Below are 16345 nucleotides of genomic sequence, written 5' to 3' on the forward strand. Positions count from 1 at the left end.
AGTGGACCGTCCAACTCGTATGACAATGCCTTAAGATATCAAGGATATCTTAGAGCCATGCAGGAGGCTGGCCTTGAGGAACGTTCCAAGTGGAAGTTGAGTGGTAGCTTTGTACGTGAAGGTGGTTATAGTGCGACCAAAATGATGATGCTGCAAGGTGAGCTTCCATCCGCCGTTTTTTATGGTAATGATGAGATGGCGATTGGTGGCTTGAAGGCATTCGAGGAAAGCGGTATATCTGTTCCGAATGACATTTCCGTCGTGGGTTTCGATGATATTCAGTTGTCGGAATACGTTCATCCCCCACTTACGACCATCCGTCAGCCTAAGCATGAAGCAGGATCACTTGCCGGACATCTGTTATTCCAGATGCTGAATGGTGAAGTTGTGAATCCATCATATACGCTAACGATTGATATGGTGGTACGACGTTCCGTGAGTTCTGTTCAATCAGGTACTGACACACAGCCTACACAGCCTGTCTAAGGATAGGCGATAGATGCTCGTAGTGGCATGGCTTTGGAATATATAAGCAAGATATAGCTAACATGTTTCACGAGTATGTAGAAAATAAAGGGGTTCGTTGTCGGGATCAGGCTTAACATGCTCGATCCTTAGGGAATCCCTATTCTTTTTCAGACAATTCGAAACGTTTCGAATTGGAGTTTATATTACATCAAGGAGTGGATAAGATGACAACGATGATGAATGAATCGATCCGGCTGACTGCTGGGGAACTGACATTTACCTTTTTGAATAGTGGAGATCTGTATCAGGCGACTTCCGACACAACGATGCTGAACCAGTTACTTAGCAACCCGATTGATGGATCACTGAATAACCTGTACCTACGGGTGTTTGAGGGTAGCAACATTCATGCCGTTCCATTGCTGGGAGCGCGCTCGAATAGCAAAGTCGTGAAGAGTAAGTCCTTGCCAAGCAACCAGTTAATCTGGGAGGGCACAGTACCACTGGATGGTAAGCAACAAGAGATTGGTTATCAGGTCGTATTTACGGCTACTGCACAGGGGATCTGGTTCTGGGATGTGAAGCTTCAGGGACAACACCATCACGTGGATGTCGTTTACGGACAAGACGTAGGTCTTGCTGATCCAGGCGCTGTACGGAGCAATGAAGCGTATCTGTCACAATATATCGACCACACCGTATTTGAAGATGCAACTAAAGGTTATGTGGTATGTTCCCGTCAGAATCAGCCTCAAGGCGGTGCATTCCCTTATATGCAGCAAGGTTCACTGACCAAAGCGGTAGGCTACTCCACCGACGGATTCCAGTTCTTCGGTCTGTCTTACAAAGAAACCGATAAGCCCGAGAGCTTAAGTTATCCAACGCTCGCTAATGAGACGTATCAGTACGAATTTGCCTATACGGCCTTACAGTCGGAAGCCTTGAAACTGGATGGAGAAGCGCAAGTTATCTTCTACGGCCTCGCGAAGCCAGATCATCCTACAGGCATCTCTGCCCTGGAATTTGGGGATGAAGTAGCGGCAGCTTGGGATAAGGTTCAGACAGAATCTATCCAACATGGCGAGACATTGGAGCAAGTAAAACGGTCTGCACGCCTTGGCGAGCCGCTGGTGACGGTTGATCTGACGGAAGAGGAGATTAATCATTTGTTCCCTGATCGGCATCAGGAAGAACGCAGTGGCGACTCCCTACTATCTTTCTTCACAGGTAGTTACGAGCATATTGTGTTAAAAGCAAAAGAGTTGCTTGTAGAACGTCCGCATGGTCATATCCTGATGAGCGGTGGCAATGTGCAGCTCGGAGCACAGGTTATTACGACAACCTCATATATGTACGGTATCTTCAACTCGCAGCTTGTCATTGGGAATACGAATTTTAATAAAATGATCAGCAATGCCCGCAATGCGCTGAACGTGCCGAAAACAGCCGGACAACGGATCTATGTGGAGCTGGATGGGGTCTATCGTTTACTGACCATGCCATCGCTCTTCGAAATTGGCTTCAATTATGTACGCTGGATGTACAAAACCGAATCGGATACATTCATCATTACAAACTACACGGGTACAAATACAACCGAAGTGCGTATGAACGTTCGCTCCACGAGTGGTAAGGCGTACCGCTATTTGGTAACGAACCAAGTGACAATGAATGTGAATGAGTATGAATATCCGCTACATATGAATCAGGATGGCAATACGTTGATCTTCACAGCAGACTCACAGGCAATTAGCGCAGGGACATATCCTGACTTGCAATATCGAATGACGGTGGAAGGTGCTACCTTTAACGTGGGTGACGAATCCTTGCTGGCAAGTGGTGTACGCAGTGGGAGTGCATCTCTGGTTACGCTCGGTCTGGAGGAAAGTGCTGAGTGGACGCTAACCATCAAAGGGATACTTGAAGGTCAAGCAGAGGGTTCTGCATTATCGCTTGATTCGAGCCTGACGTTTGAAGAAGAAGCTCAGGCGTACCGTGAATTCTTCGCGGGTGTTATGAATGGGTTCCGCCTATCACGCGGTGAAGGTCAGAATGCAGAGGATCTATTTAAAGTTAATGCACTGGCATGGTGGTATACGCACAATATGCTGGTTCATTACTCTGTGCCTCACGGATTGGAGCAATATGGCGGAGCAGCATGGGGTACGCGGGATGTATGCCAAGGACCGGTTGAGTATTTCATGGCAACGCAAAAATATGAACAGGTAGCCGATATCATCAAAATGGTCTATACCCACCAATATGAAGATGATGGTAACTGGCCACAGTGGTTCATGTTTGATAAATATTTTGCCATTCAACAGGAAGAGAGTCATGGCGATATCATCGTATGGCCGCTCAAGGTACTTGCAGACTATCTGACAGCGACTCGCGATTATGCGATTCTGGATGAGAAGGTGCCGTATACCGTTAAGCATAGCTTCGGATTCACAGAAGAGACAGCAACGGTACTGGATCATGCGAAAAAAGAAATTGAATATATCCGTGCCAACTTCCTGCACGATACATTCTTATCTTCCTACGGAGATGGCGACTGGGATGATACGCTCCAGCCGGCGAATGCACAGCTCAAGCAATACATGGTGAGCAGCTGGACGGTTGCGCTAACTTATCAGTCCGTGAACGTGCTCTCCCAAGCACTGCAATCTAAAGATGCGGAATTTGCACAGGAGCTTGAAGTGCTGGCACAAGGCATTCGTGAGGACTTTAACCGTTACATGCTGGGCACGGATGTAATTCCAGGATTTGTGTACATGGAGGAAGCAGATCAAGCGAAGTTGATGCTGCATCCAACAGATACAGAAACAGGTATTCAGTATCGTCTGCTGCCTATGACGCGCAGTATGATTGGTGAATTGCTGAATGCAGAGCAGGCTGAATCACACTATGCACTTATCCGTGAGCAGTTCCTATGCCCAGATGGTGTACGTCTGATGAATCGTCCGGCTCAATATGCAGGCGGTGTAAGTACACACTTCAAACGGGCGGAGCAGGCGTCCAACTTCGGACGCGAGATTGGTTTGCAGTATGTGCATGCGCATATTCGTTACGTGGAAGCTATGGCGAAGCTGGGCAAGACGGATCAGGTATGGAATGGTCTGGCGATGATTAACCCGATCGGCATTAATGAGGTTGTGCCGAATGCGGAGATTCGCCAAGCGAATGCCTACTTCAGTAGTTCTGATGGTAAATTCAACACACGCTATGAAGCGCAGGAACATTTTGACCAGTTGCGTAAAGGAACTGTACAGGTGAAGGGTGGATGGAGAATCTACTCCAGCGGCCCTGGAATCTACATGAACCAACTGATCTCGAACGCACTTGGCATCCGTCAGGAAGGTGGAGATCTGGTGATTGACCCTGTATTGCCAGCAGAGCTGGACGGTATGCAGTTCGAATTCGAGTATGCGGGTGAGCCGGTGACATTTATCTACCACTTGAGTACAGGTGCAGTTAACCGAGTGACGGTGAATGGCCAGGAGATCCATGCGGAAAGCACGATTAACCGTTATCGTCAGGGCGGCGTCTGCATCTCGCAGGAGACGTTCAGACAAGCACGTGGTGCTGCAGAGCGTACAGTTATTGATATTTATATGTAATGTGTAATCAGGAGAGAGACAAATAATATACAATCTTGTTGGTACTCTCTTCTGTCCCCTATACACTAAAAAAAAGAAGCTCTACCTTGATCAGTGGAAGTCAGTCTATCCATTTACAAGGGGGCTTCTTTTCTTTATATATGAGGATGGAAATCCAACGGAATTTAATGAGGTGTTCCAATGCCTATCGTAGTGGAACGGCCAGTACAGTATGCAACAGCTCATTGTACCGGATATGCTTCGTCACATACCCATGACTCTCCAGCCAACCGCACAGTTCATTGAGTAAGGGGAAGTGGCGCTCTCGAACAGCGCGTAGCCACTCTTCCTGTCCGGTGGCCTTAATCTGATCCGTAAATGCATCCCGGTGGTCAGCGTCTGTGAACATAAGGTCAGTGAGGCAGATACGCCCCCGTGAGGTTAACACACGCTGCATTTCCTCCAGTGCCAGTAACTGCTGATCTGGGCTCAGATGGTGAAAGGCGAAGCTGGATACCACAAAATCAAAGGAGTCTCCCTCAAAAGGTAGTGCCAGAAAATTGCCGAGCTTCACATGCATATCAGGATATTTGTTGCGACAGGTACGCAGCATCTCCCGTGATTGGTCAATCGCTGTCATATCCGCACCTCGCTGTAACAGCCTTCCAGCCAAGTTGCCTGTCCCGGTTCCAATGTCCAATCCCTTTTCCCCAAGGATAGGCGAGATCCAATCAGCGGTCTGTTCAAGGGCTTCATCATAGTTGTGGTATAGTTCGAGTTGTTCAGATTTGACGTGTTCAGAATTCGCTCTATTCGTAGCCTGCACTCTCTCATCATGCATGGCGGCCTGTGTATCGTAGTTCCAGCGGTCATGCCAATTCTGCCTTGCTTCGCGCAAGCGGCGTGAGCTGTCTGCAAGCACATGAAGGTGACTGACTTCCAGTGGCCCGTCCTGACGATTCAGATCAATCATGCGTTGGGTGGTATCCAGCATGCGTTTGAGTTCAATCCACTGGGCGTACATAACGGCTTGTTGCAGCTCCAGGTATTCTTCCAGCCGTTGCTGGTTACCTTGGTCAATCTCCCCGATGGCGTGGGCGATATCCTCAAGCGACATGCCGATCTCACGAAGGGCGGCGATGGTCTGTAAGCGCCATATATCATTCTCCGTGTAACTTCGGTATCCGTTGCCCGTTTGTTTCGCAGGCGATATCAATCCTTTTTCCTCATAAAAACGAATCGCCCTCGCGGATATGCCAAGCCTGTCTGCTGCCTCCTTGATGTTCATCCTGCTGCACCTCCTTGTTCTTTCAGTATAAACCATGACGTTACGTTAAGGTTAAGCATTACTTTTAGATTACGGTATGTCATCTAACTCTGGAGGGAGCAGAGTACGGCGACTTTTCGTTCCAGTTCCGTAGTTTTGTGCATTCGCAAAATTTTAGTCCAGTCTGAGGCTATGCTACAATATAGAACAACGTAGTCTTCAACACTCCTCTATCTATTCGTGGGACATCCCCGTATGGGATGAGTTGCAAGACTAGACCGTGAAACGAACAAACTTATCTCTATGGGAACGCTGCAATCCGCAGCGATATATTATTGCATGAAAGGTTGCGCGATTATGTTAACAAGCCATACCTATACGATTCGACCATCCGAGATCCAAGACACGCGTCAACTCATGGATTTGGATGCACTGGTGTGGGACAAAAATACTTCACCTGCACCGTTTCATTGGCGGTCTAGACAACAATATCTACAGCATTGTCCTCCGGGTAGCCAGTTACTCGCGGTACAGGGTGAACGCGTGTGTGGTTATGTCGGTTTTCACCCAGCGACAGCAATGCCTGTTAATCAACATGTGTATGAGATTAATATTGCAGTTCATCCCCATGATCGCCGCTGTGGGATTGCGACAGCGTTGATGGATGCGATGAAGCAGCATGCGCGTGAGCAGGGAATTAGGAAGCTACGGTTACGCGTTTTATCGAGTAATCCGGGGGCTATCGCTTTTTACACACAATGTGGCTTCCTAACCGAAGGTAGGTTAGTGTCTGAATTTTATATTGATGGGAAATATGTAGATGACATTCTGATGAGTTATTTTATCGAAGCATAAGCGTGAAGGAGGAATATCGATGGATATGGGACTTCAAGGGAAGAAAGCTCTTGTACTTGCGTCGAGTCAAGGATTAGGCAAAGCGGTGGCAGCTCAATTGGCAGCAGAAGGCGCAGATGTGATGCTTGCAAGCCGGAACGAGGAGAAGCTGATGGCAGTTAAGGAAGAGCTGCTTGCGGCTGGTGGTGGCGGACGAGTTGAATTTTGTGTAACCGATGTGACGCGTAAGGAAGATATCGATGCGCTGAGCCGCAAGACAGGGGAGTTATTTGGTCAGATCGATATTCTGGTGAATAACTCAGGCGGGCCGCCCTCAGGTACGTTTGAATCGCTGACAGATGAAGACTGGGAGCATGCATTTGAATTAAATGTACTCAGTTATGTGAGAGTGATCCGTGGCGTTCTTCCCTATATGAAGGAGAGCGGCGGCCATATCGTAAACATTGCCTCTACCTCAGTGAAGCAACCGATTCCAGGGCTAATCCTATCGAACACCTTCCGTACAGGTGTGTTTGGTATGGCGAAGACGTTATCACAGGAATTAGCGCCGTATGGCATTCTGATTAATACTGTATCCCCAGGACGAATTGGCACAGATCGGATACGTGATCTGGATGCTGCGCGGGCAGAGCAGAATGGAATTAGTATTGAAGAAGTCGGTGAGCAATTCCGTAAGGAAATACCTCTTGGACGCTATGGACAACCGGAGGAGTTTGCTAAGGCAGTTGTGTTCCTTCTATCTGGTGCCAATACGTATATTACAGGAGCTTCCCTTGTAGTAGACGGTGGTATGGTACGAGCACTCTAGTATAGGTCTGAGTCAGGCGTTAGATATAATGGGAATGCATACTCAGAGGTATAATAGTGAAACCCCCTCTATACCCGATATATCGGAATAGAGGGGGTTCATTGAGTTTTAGATTATATTTTGCTGTCTCGGTGTAGATTCATGTTGGTTCGATCCATATCATAACTCCCTATAGAAGTAGAGGTCTATGAGACGGAGTCGTATGTACTAATTTAGCGCAAAAGTTCCCATTCATGCTGTAACATGCCATACACAGCGTGGTTCACGTAGCCTTTAGGCAGCTTCTCTGCTTGTCGAATGACGCCCTCAAGCACGAATCCAAGCCGCTCTGGAATAGCTCGACTGCGTTTGTTATTGGTTGCCGAACGAATCTCCACTCGGTTCAGATCCAATGTCACAAGTGCATAATCCACGAGCACACGGCACGCACTGGTCATCAATCCCTGCCCCTCGTAACCTTTTCCAAGCCAGTATCCAATGCTTACGGAGCGATTTGTCCAATTAATTTCATGGAAGCCAATGATGCCTGCAAGCTCGCCTTTTAACCATACACCTGCGGTAAATCCACCATTTTCAGCACCTTGCTTCAAGGCATTGGTAATAAAGTTTGAAGTATGCTCGATTTCGGTCACATGATCCACCCACGGTAGCCAGTGTCTTAATTGATCCCGTGAACGATCGGTAAGTTCAAATAATGGCTTCGTGTGCTCCATCGAGAGAGGGCGTAGTTCGGTATATTCATCCAATGAATAGGTAAACATGAGTGCAACCTTCTTTCTGTCAATTTAGGGTTTTATCGGGACTTAGGGGGCAGTTTGCGTTCTAATGCAAACAGATCCTCTTCCAGCGAGGCCATGCGTTGATTTGCCGTGGTACGTGCGTCAGCGAGGGCCTGATTATATATGTAGGGAGCGAGCTGGGTCATGAACAGATCCAGTACACCCCAAGCTGCCACATCGCCCAGTTCTTCGCCGCGTTCCTCTTCGAAATACGATTTGATGGTGCGTATGGCGTCATCCTGCTGTTCTTTGGTCAGTTTTAGCGTGTTCAATTGGGAAACCCTCCCTTAAATTCTGGTTTTACTACCATGCTACATGATTCGTGCGCACCCGTCAAAATGGTTATAGGCCTATCTTGAATGCGTTTGATCCTGACTTTGGTGCCGTTCTTTATTGAACTCATCCTCCGTTAAAGGTATATTTAAATGAAACGCGTACGAAACTTTCCAGAAAGCAACATTAATCTGGTTGATGTCTTCGTATATCCAAAGGATGATAGCGGAATTGCTGCAATTCCTGAAGCTCCAATCCATTTATGAAAGGTTTGATAGCTGTGGACAATCGTACCACCCCACCTAACTTTATCAAAAATATCATCACCGAAGATCTCCGGTCTGGAAAAGTCCAGGAAGTTATTACCCGTTTTCCTCCGGAACCGAACGGTTATCTGCATATCGGACATGCCAAAGCAATTTGGATTAACTTTGCGCTGGGCGGCGAGTTTGGCGGCAAGACGAATCTTCGCTTTGATGACACGAACCCGGTTAAGGAAGACGTAGAATATGTACAATCCATCCAGGAAGACGTGAAATGGCTCGGATATGAGTGGAACGAGAAGCGTTTTGCCTCGGATTATTTCGATGAGATGTACAATCGTGCGGTCTTGTTGATCCAAAAAGGAAAAGCTTATGTTGACGACCAAAGCGCCGACGAAATTCGTCAAATGCGCGGAACGCTGACGGAGCCAGGCAAGAACAGTCCGTACCGTGATCGTTCTGTGGAAGAGAATCTCGACCTGTTCACACGTATGCGTGCAGGAGAGTTCAAGAACGGAGAGAAAGTGCTGCGTGCTAAGATTGATATGGCTTCGCCAAACATCAACTTGCGTGATCCAGTGATCTACCGTATTTCACATGCACACCATCACAACACAGGTGACAAATGGTGCATCTACCCGATGTATGCTTTTGCACACCCGCTCGAAGATGCGATTGAAGGTGTAACTCACTCCCTATGTTCCTTGGAGTTCGAAGATCAACGTCCATTCTATGATTGGGTCATTACAGAGTGTGAGATGGAAAGTAAACCACATCAATACGAGTTCGGTCGTTTGAACCTGTCCCAGATGGTGACAAGTAAGCGGAAGCTGAAGTTGCTTGTAGACGAAGGTCATGTAGATGGATGGGATGATCCGCGTATGCCAACGATCTCTGGTCTGCGCCGTCGGGGTTATACACCAGAAGCCATTCGTGATTTCGTATTTGAGACAGGCATCTCGAAGAGCCAAGGGGTTATCGATATCCAAACGCTAGAGCACTTTGTACGTGAAGATCTGAAATTAAAAGCTCCGCGTACGATGGCGGTTCTGCACCCACTCAAGGTCGTTATTACGAACTACCCTGAAGGTCAAGTGGAGTGGCTTGAGGCTGAGAATAATGTGGAGAATCCAGAGATGGGTAACCGTCAAATTCCGTTCTCCCGTGAAATTTATATTGAGCAAGATGACTTTATGGAGAATCCGCCGAACAAATATTTCCGTTTGTTCCCTGGCAACGAGGTTCGTCTGAAACATGCTTACTTCATCAAATGTAACGATGTGATTAAGGATGCAGAAGGTAATGTGATCGAAATTCACTGTACCTATGATGTGGAGACGAAGAGTGGCAGCGGATTTACAGGTCGTAAAGTAAAAGGCACAATCCACTGGGTGGAAGCGAGCCAAGCAGTACCTGCGGAGTTCCGTCTGTACGAGCCACTGATTTCAGCAGAAGCACCAGAAGTAGACAGCGAACCAGAGGTAGTTGTAGCTGGGGCTGAAGCTGAGGTTGTGGAAGAGCAACCGGAAAAAACATTCCTGGATCAATTGAATCCGAATTCCCTTGAGATTGTACACGGATACGTGGAACAGGAGATGAAAGAGGCGAAGCCTCAAGATAAATTCCAGTTCTTCCGCCACGGCTACTTCAGCGTAGATCCGAAGCATTCCGAGCCAGGTCGCCCGGTATTTAACCGCGTGGTATCACTCAAAAGCTCATTCCAACTGCCAAAAGCATAAGGTTGATGGATGAATTGAGGATCTGTTCATCAGCGTGCTGGTGAGTAGCCAAGTTATAAGTTAAAGAAGGGGCATCCTTTGTCATGGTCATCATGACGAAGGATGTCCTTTTTAGTATTTTAAGGGGGGAGGGCTCTGGTTCAGACGTAGTCTGAGCATAGGCATAGGCGAGACTTTTAGCGTCAGCATAAGTATGGGGATGAGCATGTGAAGCGGCAGTGATAGGTGTATGAGCATGACTGTCAGTACAAGCTAAGTATGAGTATTGGCATGAGCGTTAGAACAAGCAGAAGCACGACCATGAACGTCAGCTTAAACATAAAATTCACACATGAGGTAGGAGCCTAACGAATCGAGGACGCGCTATATAGGTGTATTGGGGCGTTCCAGCAACGTAACGAATCGTAGACACTTTATTTCGTCGTATGACCTATCTTTCTAGTAATCTGAAGATCTTTTTCGCGCAATAACGTGTCTGAGGTTCCTTAGCTTTGGAATCTTCTGAAATTGTGGCAAATAAGGCGTCTAAGGTTCGTTAGAATTAAAAGCAAGGCTGGGTTGGGAGGAAGGCTACACTTAGATGAAATGGCTACTGAATGAGACAATGGGATCCAACAATGAGAGGGAAGAGGAGTTAGAAGACTAGAGTAATATCAATGGAGTGGCACGCAGGAATGTTGAGATAGGGAGGTTAAATCGTTTATCACTACTCCCCGCCCCTTAATCTTTTGTTTGAATGTTTGAAGTTTTTATTTACACCATAACGGAGAGGACAGAATAAAGCTGGAGAAGCGAAGCGCTCGCCTGCAAGCTATCTGGAAGAAAGCTACATCGGAAGCATAAGCTATCCCCGGATTTTACCCTTTGAAAAAGGGGAATCCAAAAAATCCGGGGGTAACAGCGATCGGAAGATTGTTCTGTCCTCGGAGTGCCCCCGTGTAAATCAAGGTTTCAACCTTTGCCAACAAAAAGATTAACCATCACCCATTTCCGTCAACACAACAGGCTGATATCCATTCCGTCGGTTAATCAGCCACATGATGGCGAAGCCTGCAGCACCAATCAGGGAGAAGAATACCCCGATGTTGTACATAAGTTCAGCACCGAAGCTCTGGAACAGCCAGCCGCCGAACAAACCTGCAATGACGCCGGATAGACCGCCCCAAGCCATCGTATAGACGGCTTGGCCGGAGGAACGATAGGGTCTAGGAATAAACAGCATCGTAAGCTGTGTGCCTACATAGAAGTATCCACCGAAGGTAATAGAGTGCATCAGTTGAATGAGCACCACCTCAATCGGAAGAGTAGACTCAGCCATCAGTTGCCAACGGATGGCAAACAGTAGACTGACTAGGACAAGCATTGCGAGCAAGAAGCTCATCTTTCTTTTTAGATACCGATCCAGCAGTAAGAACACTCCAACTTCCAGAATGGAAGACGTGAAGATCGCCCAGCCGACCATTTGTTTGTTGCCGCCCATCTCCGTAATATAGAGCGACATGAAAGTGCTGTTCATTGCATTAGGCACGGATACAAGAACGCCAAGTCCAATGAATGCCATGAAATAGGGATTGAACATGACCTTACCAAACCGGCGGAATGTGACTACAGGCGTATCTGAAGCAACCGGCTGTCTGGGCAGAAATACTGAGAATGCAAAGGCGACGATAATCATACACGCGAAGACGATGGATACACTGCCTATGCCAAGTCGATCAATTAGTGGACCAGCCGCTACCGCGGTTAGTGCCCAGCCTAAGGAACCCCATAGGCGGAAGGAACCGAACTTTTGCGAGGTACCATCAATGTATCCAAGGATCAAACTATTAGTTTGAGCGAATAACGGACTTTGAAAAAAATAAAAAACAATCATGGCTGTGTAAATCCAGGCATAGGTAGGGGCATGGAAGACAGCTTGAGAGAACACAAATGTGCCTCCCATCATAATCATTAGAATAATACGAATATTGCGCGATTTATCGCTCCAGAACCCCCAGAAGGGATTCGCAAACAAGGAGACAAATGGTCCGATCGCCATGAGGCTACCGATCTCTAATTTGGTCATACCAATCTCTTGCAAGTATAATTGCAGAAATCCGGCGAAGATGGAGATTGCCCCATAGATGAAGAAATTATATAGTTTCAGCGAGACCAAAGAGGGATTGCCTCTTCCTGGTGCAGATTTATCCAATAGAGCCATTCCTTTCAGAATCATATTGTTCAATGTATCATTTGTTGTATGGGGATTCAATGTATAGACTAAAAGCTACTTTTCCTTATCAAGCTTTGAATCGAAAATACTAGCACTGGAGGAGATCGTCTTGAGCACAACAGAGTGGACGGGCATCATTTTGGCAGGTGGTCAATCTAGGCGTATGGGATCGAACAAGGCACTATTGCCAGTGAAGGGTTCGACGTTGCTCAGCCAAATCGCTAGTTCAATGATACCGGAAGTCGCCCGCATTATTGTTGCGGGTGGCTCTCATGTCACCACATATGCAGAACTGGGTTATGAATGTGTTAAGGATCAATATCCGGGTAAGGGACCACTCGCTGGATTACACGCAGCGCTACAAGCTTCGGACACGAATTGGAACCTTGTATGCGCTTGTGATATGCCATTGATTAAACCTTCCTTTTTCGCAGCCATGAAGCAATTGGCCGAATCCAGCAATCAACATGCTGTCATAGTGCCGCGAATAGCGGGACGTGTGCATCCACTTGCCGGTATATATCACAGACGTGTGCTTACAGAGCTAACGCAATGCTTAGACCAAGACCGGTTACGAGTCACAGGCTGGTTAAAGGAGATGAATCCTCTCTATATCGACGTGCAAGAACTAGAAAGTGTAGGTGTTCTTGATGTGGTAGACCAGTTAAGCAATGTGAACACACCTCAAGAATACCAGTCTATTCGGAATCATGAGCGTTAATTGTACCACTTAACTCTGACATGACTTGTGATTATCTATTCTTATTTGTTTATTTAATGATCTTCTAATCGATTCCGTTCACGCCTGAAATCGCGCTGGAAGAATCGAGCGGAGCACTGCGGTTTTTTTTCAAGGTAGAGTTGCGATACTGAAGTGGGCTTTCGCCTGTCCAGCGTTTGAACTGCCTGCTGAAATGCGACAGATGGGTATAGCCAAGCTTCCATGCAATTTCCCCTAGGGATAGATCCGGTTGTTCAATGAGAACTTTGGCTTCCTGTAATTTAAGGCTTGATAGGTATGCGCGCGGTGCTCGTCCGTATACTTTACGGAAGATCTGCAGACCATATCCTGGGCTGATTCCGAACGAAGCGATAATCTGCTCCACCTTTATCGTAGATACGTTGCCATCCTTATTTCTTAGCTGAGCGTGAAAAGCCTGCTTAATCGCTTCCGCAATCGCTCCTGCATAGTGCATAGCTGTCGGTGCGGGTGTATTGGGCGCAGATCCAGACATCGTAGAGACGGGTTCGCGATCGGCTGTCTGGGACAAGAGTGCAAATAACTCAAACATCCGTGCCTGCATCATAAACTTATCTGTCGAAGTATAAGCCTCCGTTTGTTTAATCATGCCCATCCAGCTCTCTAGTATAGCGCGCATTTTCAGATTATCCGGTGTGCCCGCCTCGTAGATTCGACTGTGTCTGGACATCAGCTTTAATATAAATACAGGATCGTCCACATTGAAGTGGGCGCTAAAATAAGTCATACCCGTGGTAGAGACACATTGGTTCGTATGTTTGTATCCCGGGGGTATTAAGAGAATGTCGCCTTCTTCTACCAAATGTCTATATCCGTGAATGATACTCTCTTGTGTACCTTCCAATATGAGGAGTAGCTCGAAGCCTGGGTGTGACTCTTCCGGCATCGTCCAGCCCATCTGCACTTGCTGGCTATGTGCGCCGTACAGCTTGATGTTGCAATCAATAATCGGCAGCCAGTGTGCCATTAGGTGTTGCGGCATTTCTCGAAGCTGTAATTTAGTTTCCATAACGTCACCTCGGAAAAGGGTAAAAACAACTCGCTTTGTACAATCGGCACCCTTAGTATACTTCATTATAATCAGTTTAACCCTGATATTCATAATCATTGGATTCTGGTAAGAAACTAGGGATAGCCTGCATATATAGTACACGGTTATTGCTAGTTATGTAAACGTTATCATTTATGAAGTCATGGAGTGCCTGTTGCATATGTGGTGCATTGCTCTAAATGCTTTAACGGAAGTAACATACTTTTCCCATCAGAAGGAGAAATTACAATGGACAAGTTATTATACGGTGTAGCTTACTACGATGAATATATGCCTTATGAGCGATTAGAACAAGATATTCAGATGATGAAGGATGCAGGAATTAACGTGGTGCGGATTGCCGAATCCACTTGGAGCACGCATGAACCACAGAACGGAGTGTTTGATTTCTCTTCGGTGGATCGTGTTCTGGATGCGATGCATCAGGCGGGGATTCAGGTGATTGTAGGTACGCCAACGTATGCGGTTCCGACATGGATGGTTAAGGAGCATCCGAACGTGCTCGCAACAACGGTGCAAGGGCCAGGAAAATATGGCGCACGTCAGATCATGGATATCACGAATCCAACCTATCTGTTCTATGCAGAGCGGATCATCCGCAAGTTGATCTCTAGAGTGAGCACCCACCCAGCCGTTATAGGATATCAGACGGATAATGAGACCAAGCACTACAATACGGCAGGGGATAACGTACAGCTACAGTTCGTCAAATATATGCGAAGCCAATTCAGCTCCTTGGATGAGCTTAACAAAGAGTTTGGACTCGATTATTGGAGTAACCGGATTAATAGCTGGGAGGACTTCCCTTCGGTTGTAGGTACGATTAATGGTAGTCTTGGTGCTGAATTTGCGAAGTTCCAGCGTCAGCTCGTAACGGACTTCTTGGCCTGGCAGGTTAGCATTGTGAATGAATACAAGCAGGAGGGGCAGTTCGTTACCCAAAACTTCGATTTTGAATGGCGCGGTTACTCCTATGGTATTCAAGGGGATGTAGATCATTTTGCTGCATCGAAGGCTTTTGATATCACAAGCGTTGATATCTATCATCCGTCTCAGGATGATCTAACCGGGATTGAAATCTCGTTCGGCGGTGACGTTGCACGTTCGACGAAACAATCCAATTATCTGGTGTTGGAGACGGAGGCTCAGGCATTCTGGCACTGGGTTCCCTACCCAGGACAACTCCGGCTTCAGGCGTTCAGCCACCTCGCTTCTGGCGCAAATATGGTTGCATACTGGCATTGGCATTCCCTACACAATTCGTTCGAGACGTATTGGAAAGGATTGCTTAGTCATGATTTTGAACCCAATCCGGTATATGACGAGGCCAAAACGATAGGTAGAGATTTTGCCAGACTTAGTCCGCAACTCATCAATCTGAAGAAGACCAACCGTGTTGCAGTTCTGTTCAGCAATGAGGCGTATACCGCCATTAAGTGGTTCGGCTTTAACTTTACCAGTGACAAGAACTATAACGATGTTGTGCGCTGGATGTACGATGAATTGTACAAAATGAATATTGGCTGTGACCTCATCGATCCATCCGTGGAGAGTTATGAAGGGTATGATGTCATCATTGTGCCTGCGCTGTACGCTGCATCAGATGCCCTACTGGAGAAGCTGAATCAATTCGTTCAGGGTGGAGGACATGTTGTCTACTCCTTCAAGAGTGGGTTCACGAATGAACATGTGAAGGTTCGCTCGACCCGTCAACCGGGAATTATCAGCGAGGCGTGCGGGATTAACTACAGTCTCTTCGTTGAGCCGAAACATGTTGCGTTGCGAGATGATCCTTTTGCCGTAGGAGAAGAGCAGAATCAGATCCACACGTGGATGGAACTCATTACACCGACCACAGCAGAGGTGCTGGCATGGTACGATCACCCGCACTGGGGACAATACGCTGCAATTACTCAGAACAGCTATGGTCAAGGAAAGGCAACCTATGTGGGATGCTTTACTAGCTCGGCTGTCATCCATAAGGTGCTGGAGCGTGTGATGAAAGAAGCTGGCGTATGGGGAGCAGATCAGGAGTTAGCTTTCCCAATCATCGTGAAGACAGGTGTGAATGAACTAGGCAACACCATTCGTTATTATTTTAATTACTCTGATCAGCCTGTTTCCTTCGTACACGCCCATGAAGGCGGAACCGAGCTTCTGACTGGAACTGCGATAGAGAAGGGTCAGACGATTGAACTGGAGCGATGGGGAATTCAGATTATCGAGCAACAAGGGTAGATCATATAGATTGAACTACACATTTACAAAAGA

The 16345-nt window shown here is 47.0% G+C and carries 12 protein-coding genes; 7 read left to right on the forward strand and 5 right to left on the reverse strand.

Translation table 11 applies throughout. The annotated features are described in order from the left end of the window. Nucleotides 1-486, forward strand: a 486-nt coding sequence (locus MH215_RS20815; protein ID WP_239293133.1) for a substrate-binding domain-containing protein, incomplete at its 5' end; no start/stop codon positions are given. A gap of 206 nt (nucleotides 487-692) precedes the next feature. Continuing rightward, nucleotides 693-4088, forward strand: a complete 3396-nt coding sequence (locus MH215_RS20820) for a GH36-type glycosyl hydrolase domain-containing protein (protein ID WP_239293134.1) — start codon at nucleotides 693-695, stop codon at nucleotides 4086-4088. A 184-nt stretch (nucleotides 4089-4272) separates the two neighbouring features. Here MH215_RS20820 and MH215_RS20825 read toward each other — a convergent pair whose 3' ends face one another. Next, nucleotides 4273-5355 carry a MerR family transcriptional regulator gene (locus MH215_RS20825; RefSeq protein WP_239293135.1) on the reverse strand — a complete coding sequence of 361 codons (1083 nt, stop codon included), beginning with the start codon at nucleotides 5353-5355 and terminating at the stop codon, nucleotides 4273-4275. Between the two features lie 336 nt (nucleotides 5356-5691). Here MH215_RS20825 and MH215_RS20830 point away from each other — a divergent pair, with 336 nt between their 5' ends. Then, nucleotides 5692-6189, forward strand: coding sequence for a GNAT family N-acetyltransferase (locus tag MH215_RS20830; protein ID WP_056702073.1), 498 nt, complete (start codon nucleotides 5692-5694; stop codon nucleotides 6187-6189). Nucleotides 6190-6208: 19 nt separating this feature from the next. Beyond that, the gene (locus MH215_RS20835; protein WP_239293136.1) at nucleotides 6209-6997 is read left to right on the forward strand and encodes an SDR family oxidoreductase; all 789 of its coding nucleotides are present in this window, start codon (nucleotides 6209-6211) and stop codon (nucleotides 6995-6997) included. 212 nt (nucleotides 6998-7209) lie between these two features. Here MH215_RS20835 and MH215_RS20840 read toward each other — a convergent pair whose 3' ends face one another. After that, on the reverse strand, nucleotides 7210-7758 hold the full coding sequence (locus MH215_RS20840) for a GNAT family N-acetyltransferase (protein ID WP_056702081.1): 549 nt from the start codon (nucleotides 7756-7758) through the stop codon (nucleotides 7210-7212). A gap of 32 nt (nucleotides 7759-7790) precedes the next feature. Then, a complete protein-coding gene (locus MH215_RS20845; RefSeq protein ID WP_239293137.1) occupies nucleotides 7791-8048 on the reverse strand; it encodes a DUF2164 domain-containing protein in 258 nt (85 codons plus the stop codon). A gap of 263 nt (nucleotides 8049-8311) precedes the next feature. Here MH215_RS20845 and MH215_RS20850 point away from each other — a divergent pair, with 263 nt between their 5' ends. Further along, entirely contained in the window at nucleotides 8312-10051 is a 1740-nt protein-coding gene (locus MH215_RS20850; protein ID WP_239293138.1) for a glutamine--tRNA ligase/YqeY domain fusion protein, read from the forward strand. A 973-nt stretch (nucleotides 10052-11024) separates the two neighbouring features. Here MH215_RS20850 and MH215_RS20855 read toward each other — a convergent pair. Further along, nucleotides 11025-12251, reverse strand: a complete 1227-nt coding sequence (locus MH215_RS20855) for an MFS transporter (protein ID WP_481857467.1) — start codon at nucleotides 12249-12251, stop codon at nucleotides 11025-11027. A 121-nt stretch (nucleotides 12252-12372) separates the two neighbouring features. Between MH215_RS20855 and mobA the strand changes: the two genes are divergently transcribed. After that, nucleotides 12373-12984: a molybdenum cofactor guanylyltransferase gene (gene mobA, locus MH215_RS20860; RefSeq protein ID WP_239293140.1), complete on the forward strand. Its 612-nt coding sequence runs from the start codon at nucleotides 12373-12375 to the stop codon at nucleotides 12982-12984. A 64-nt stretch (nucleotides 12985-13048) separates the two neighbouring features. Here the strand turns inward: mobA and MH215_RS20865 are convergent, their stop codons facing one another. Further along, nucleotides 13049-14032, reverse strand: a complete 984-nt coding sequence (locus MH215_RS20865) for an AraC family transcriptional regulator (RefSeq protein WP_239293141.1) — start codon at nucleotides 14030-14032, stop codon at nucleotides 13049-13051. Nucleotides 14033-14302: 270 nt separating this feature from the next. Between MH215_RS20865 and MH215_RS20870 the strand changes: the two genes are divergently transcribed. Then, complete coding sequence (locus tag MH215_RS20870; protein ID WP_239293142.1) at nucleotides 14303-16312, forward strand: beta-galactosidase; 2010 nt, start codon at nucleotides 14303-14305, stop codon at nucleotides 16310-16312. Nucleotides 16313-16345 lie beyond the last annotated feature (33 nt).

Origin of the sequence: Paenibacillus sp. ACRSA (genome assembly GCF_022346845.1) — a bacterium.
In the GTDB taxonomy this organism is placed as follows: Bacteria; Bacillota; Bacilli; order Paenibacillales; family Paenibacillaceae; genus Paenibacillus.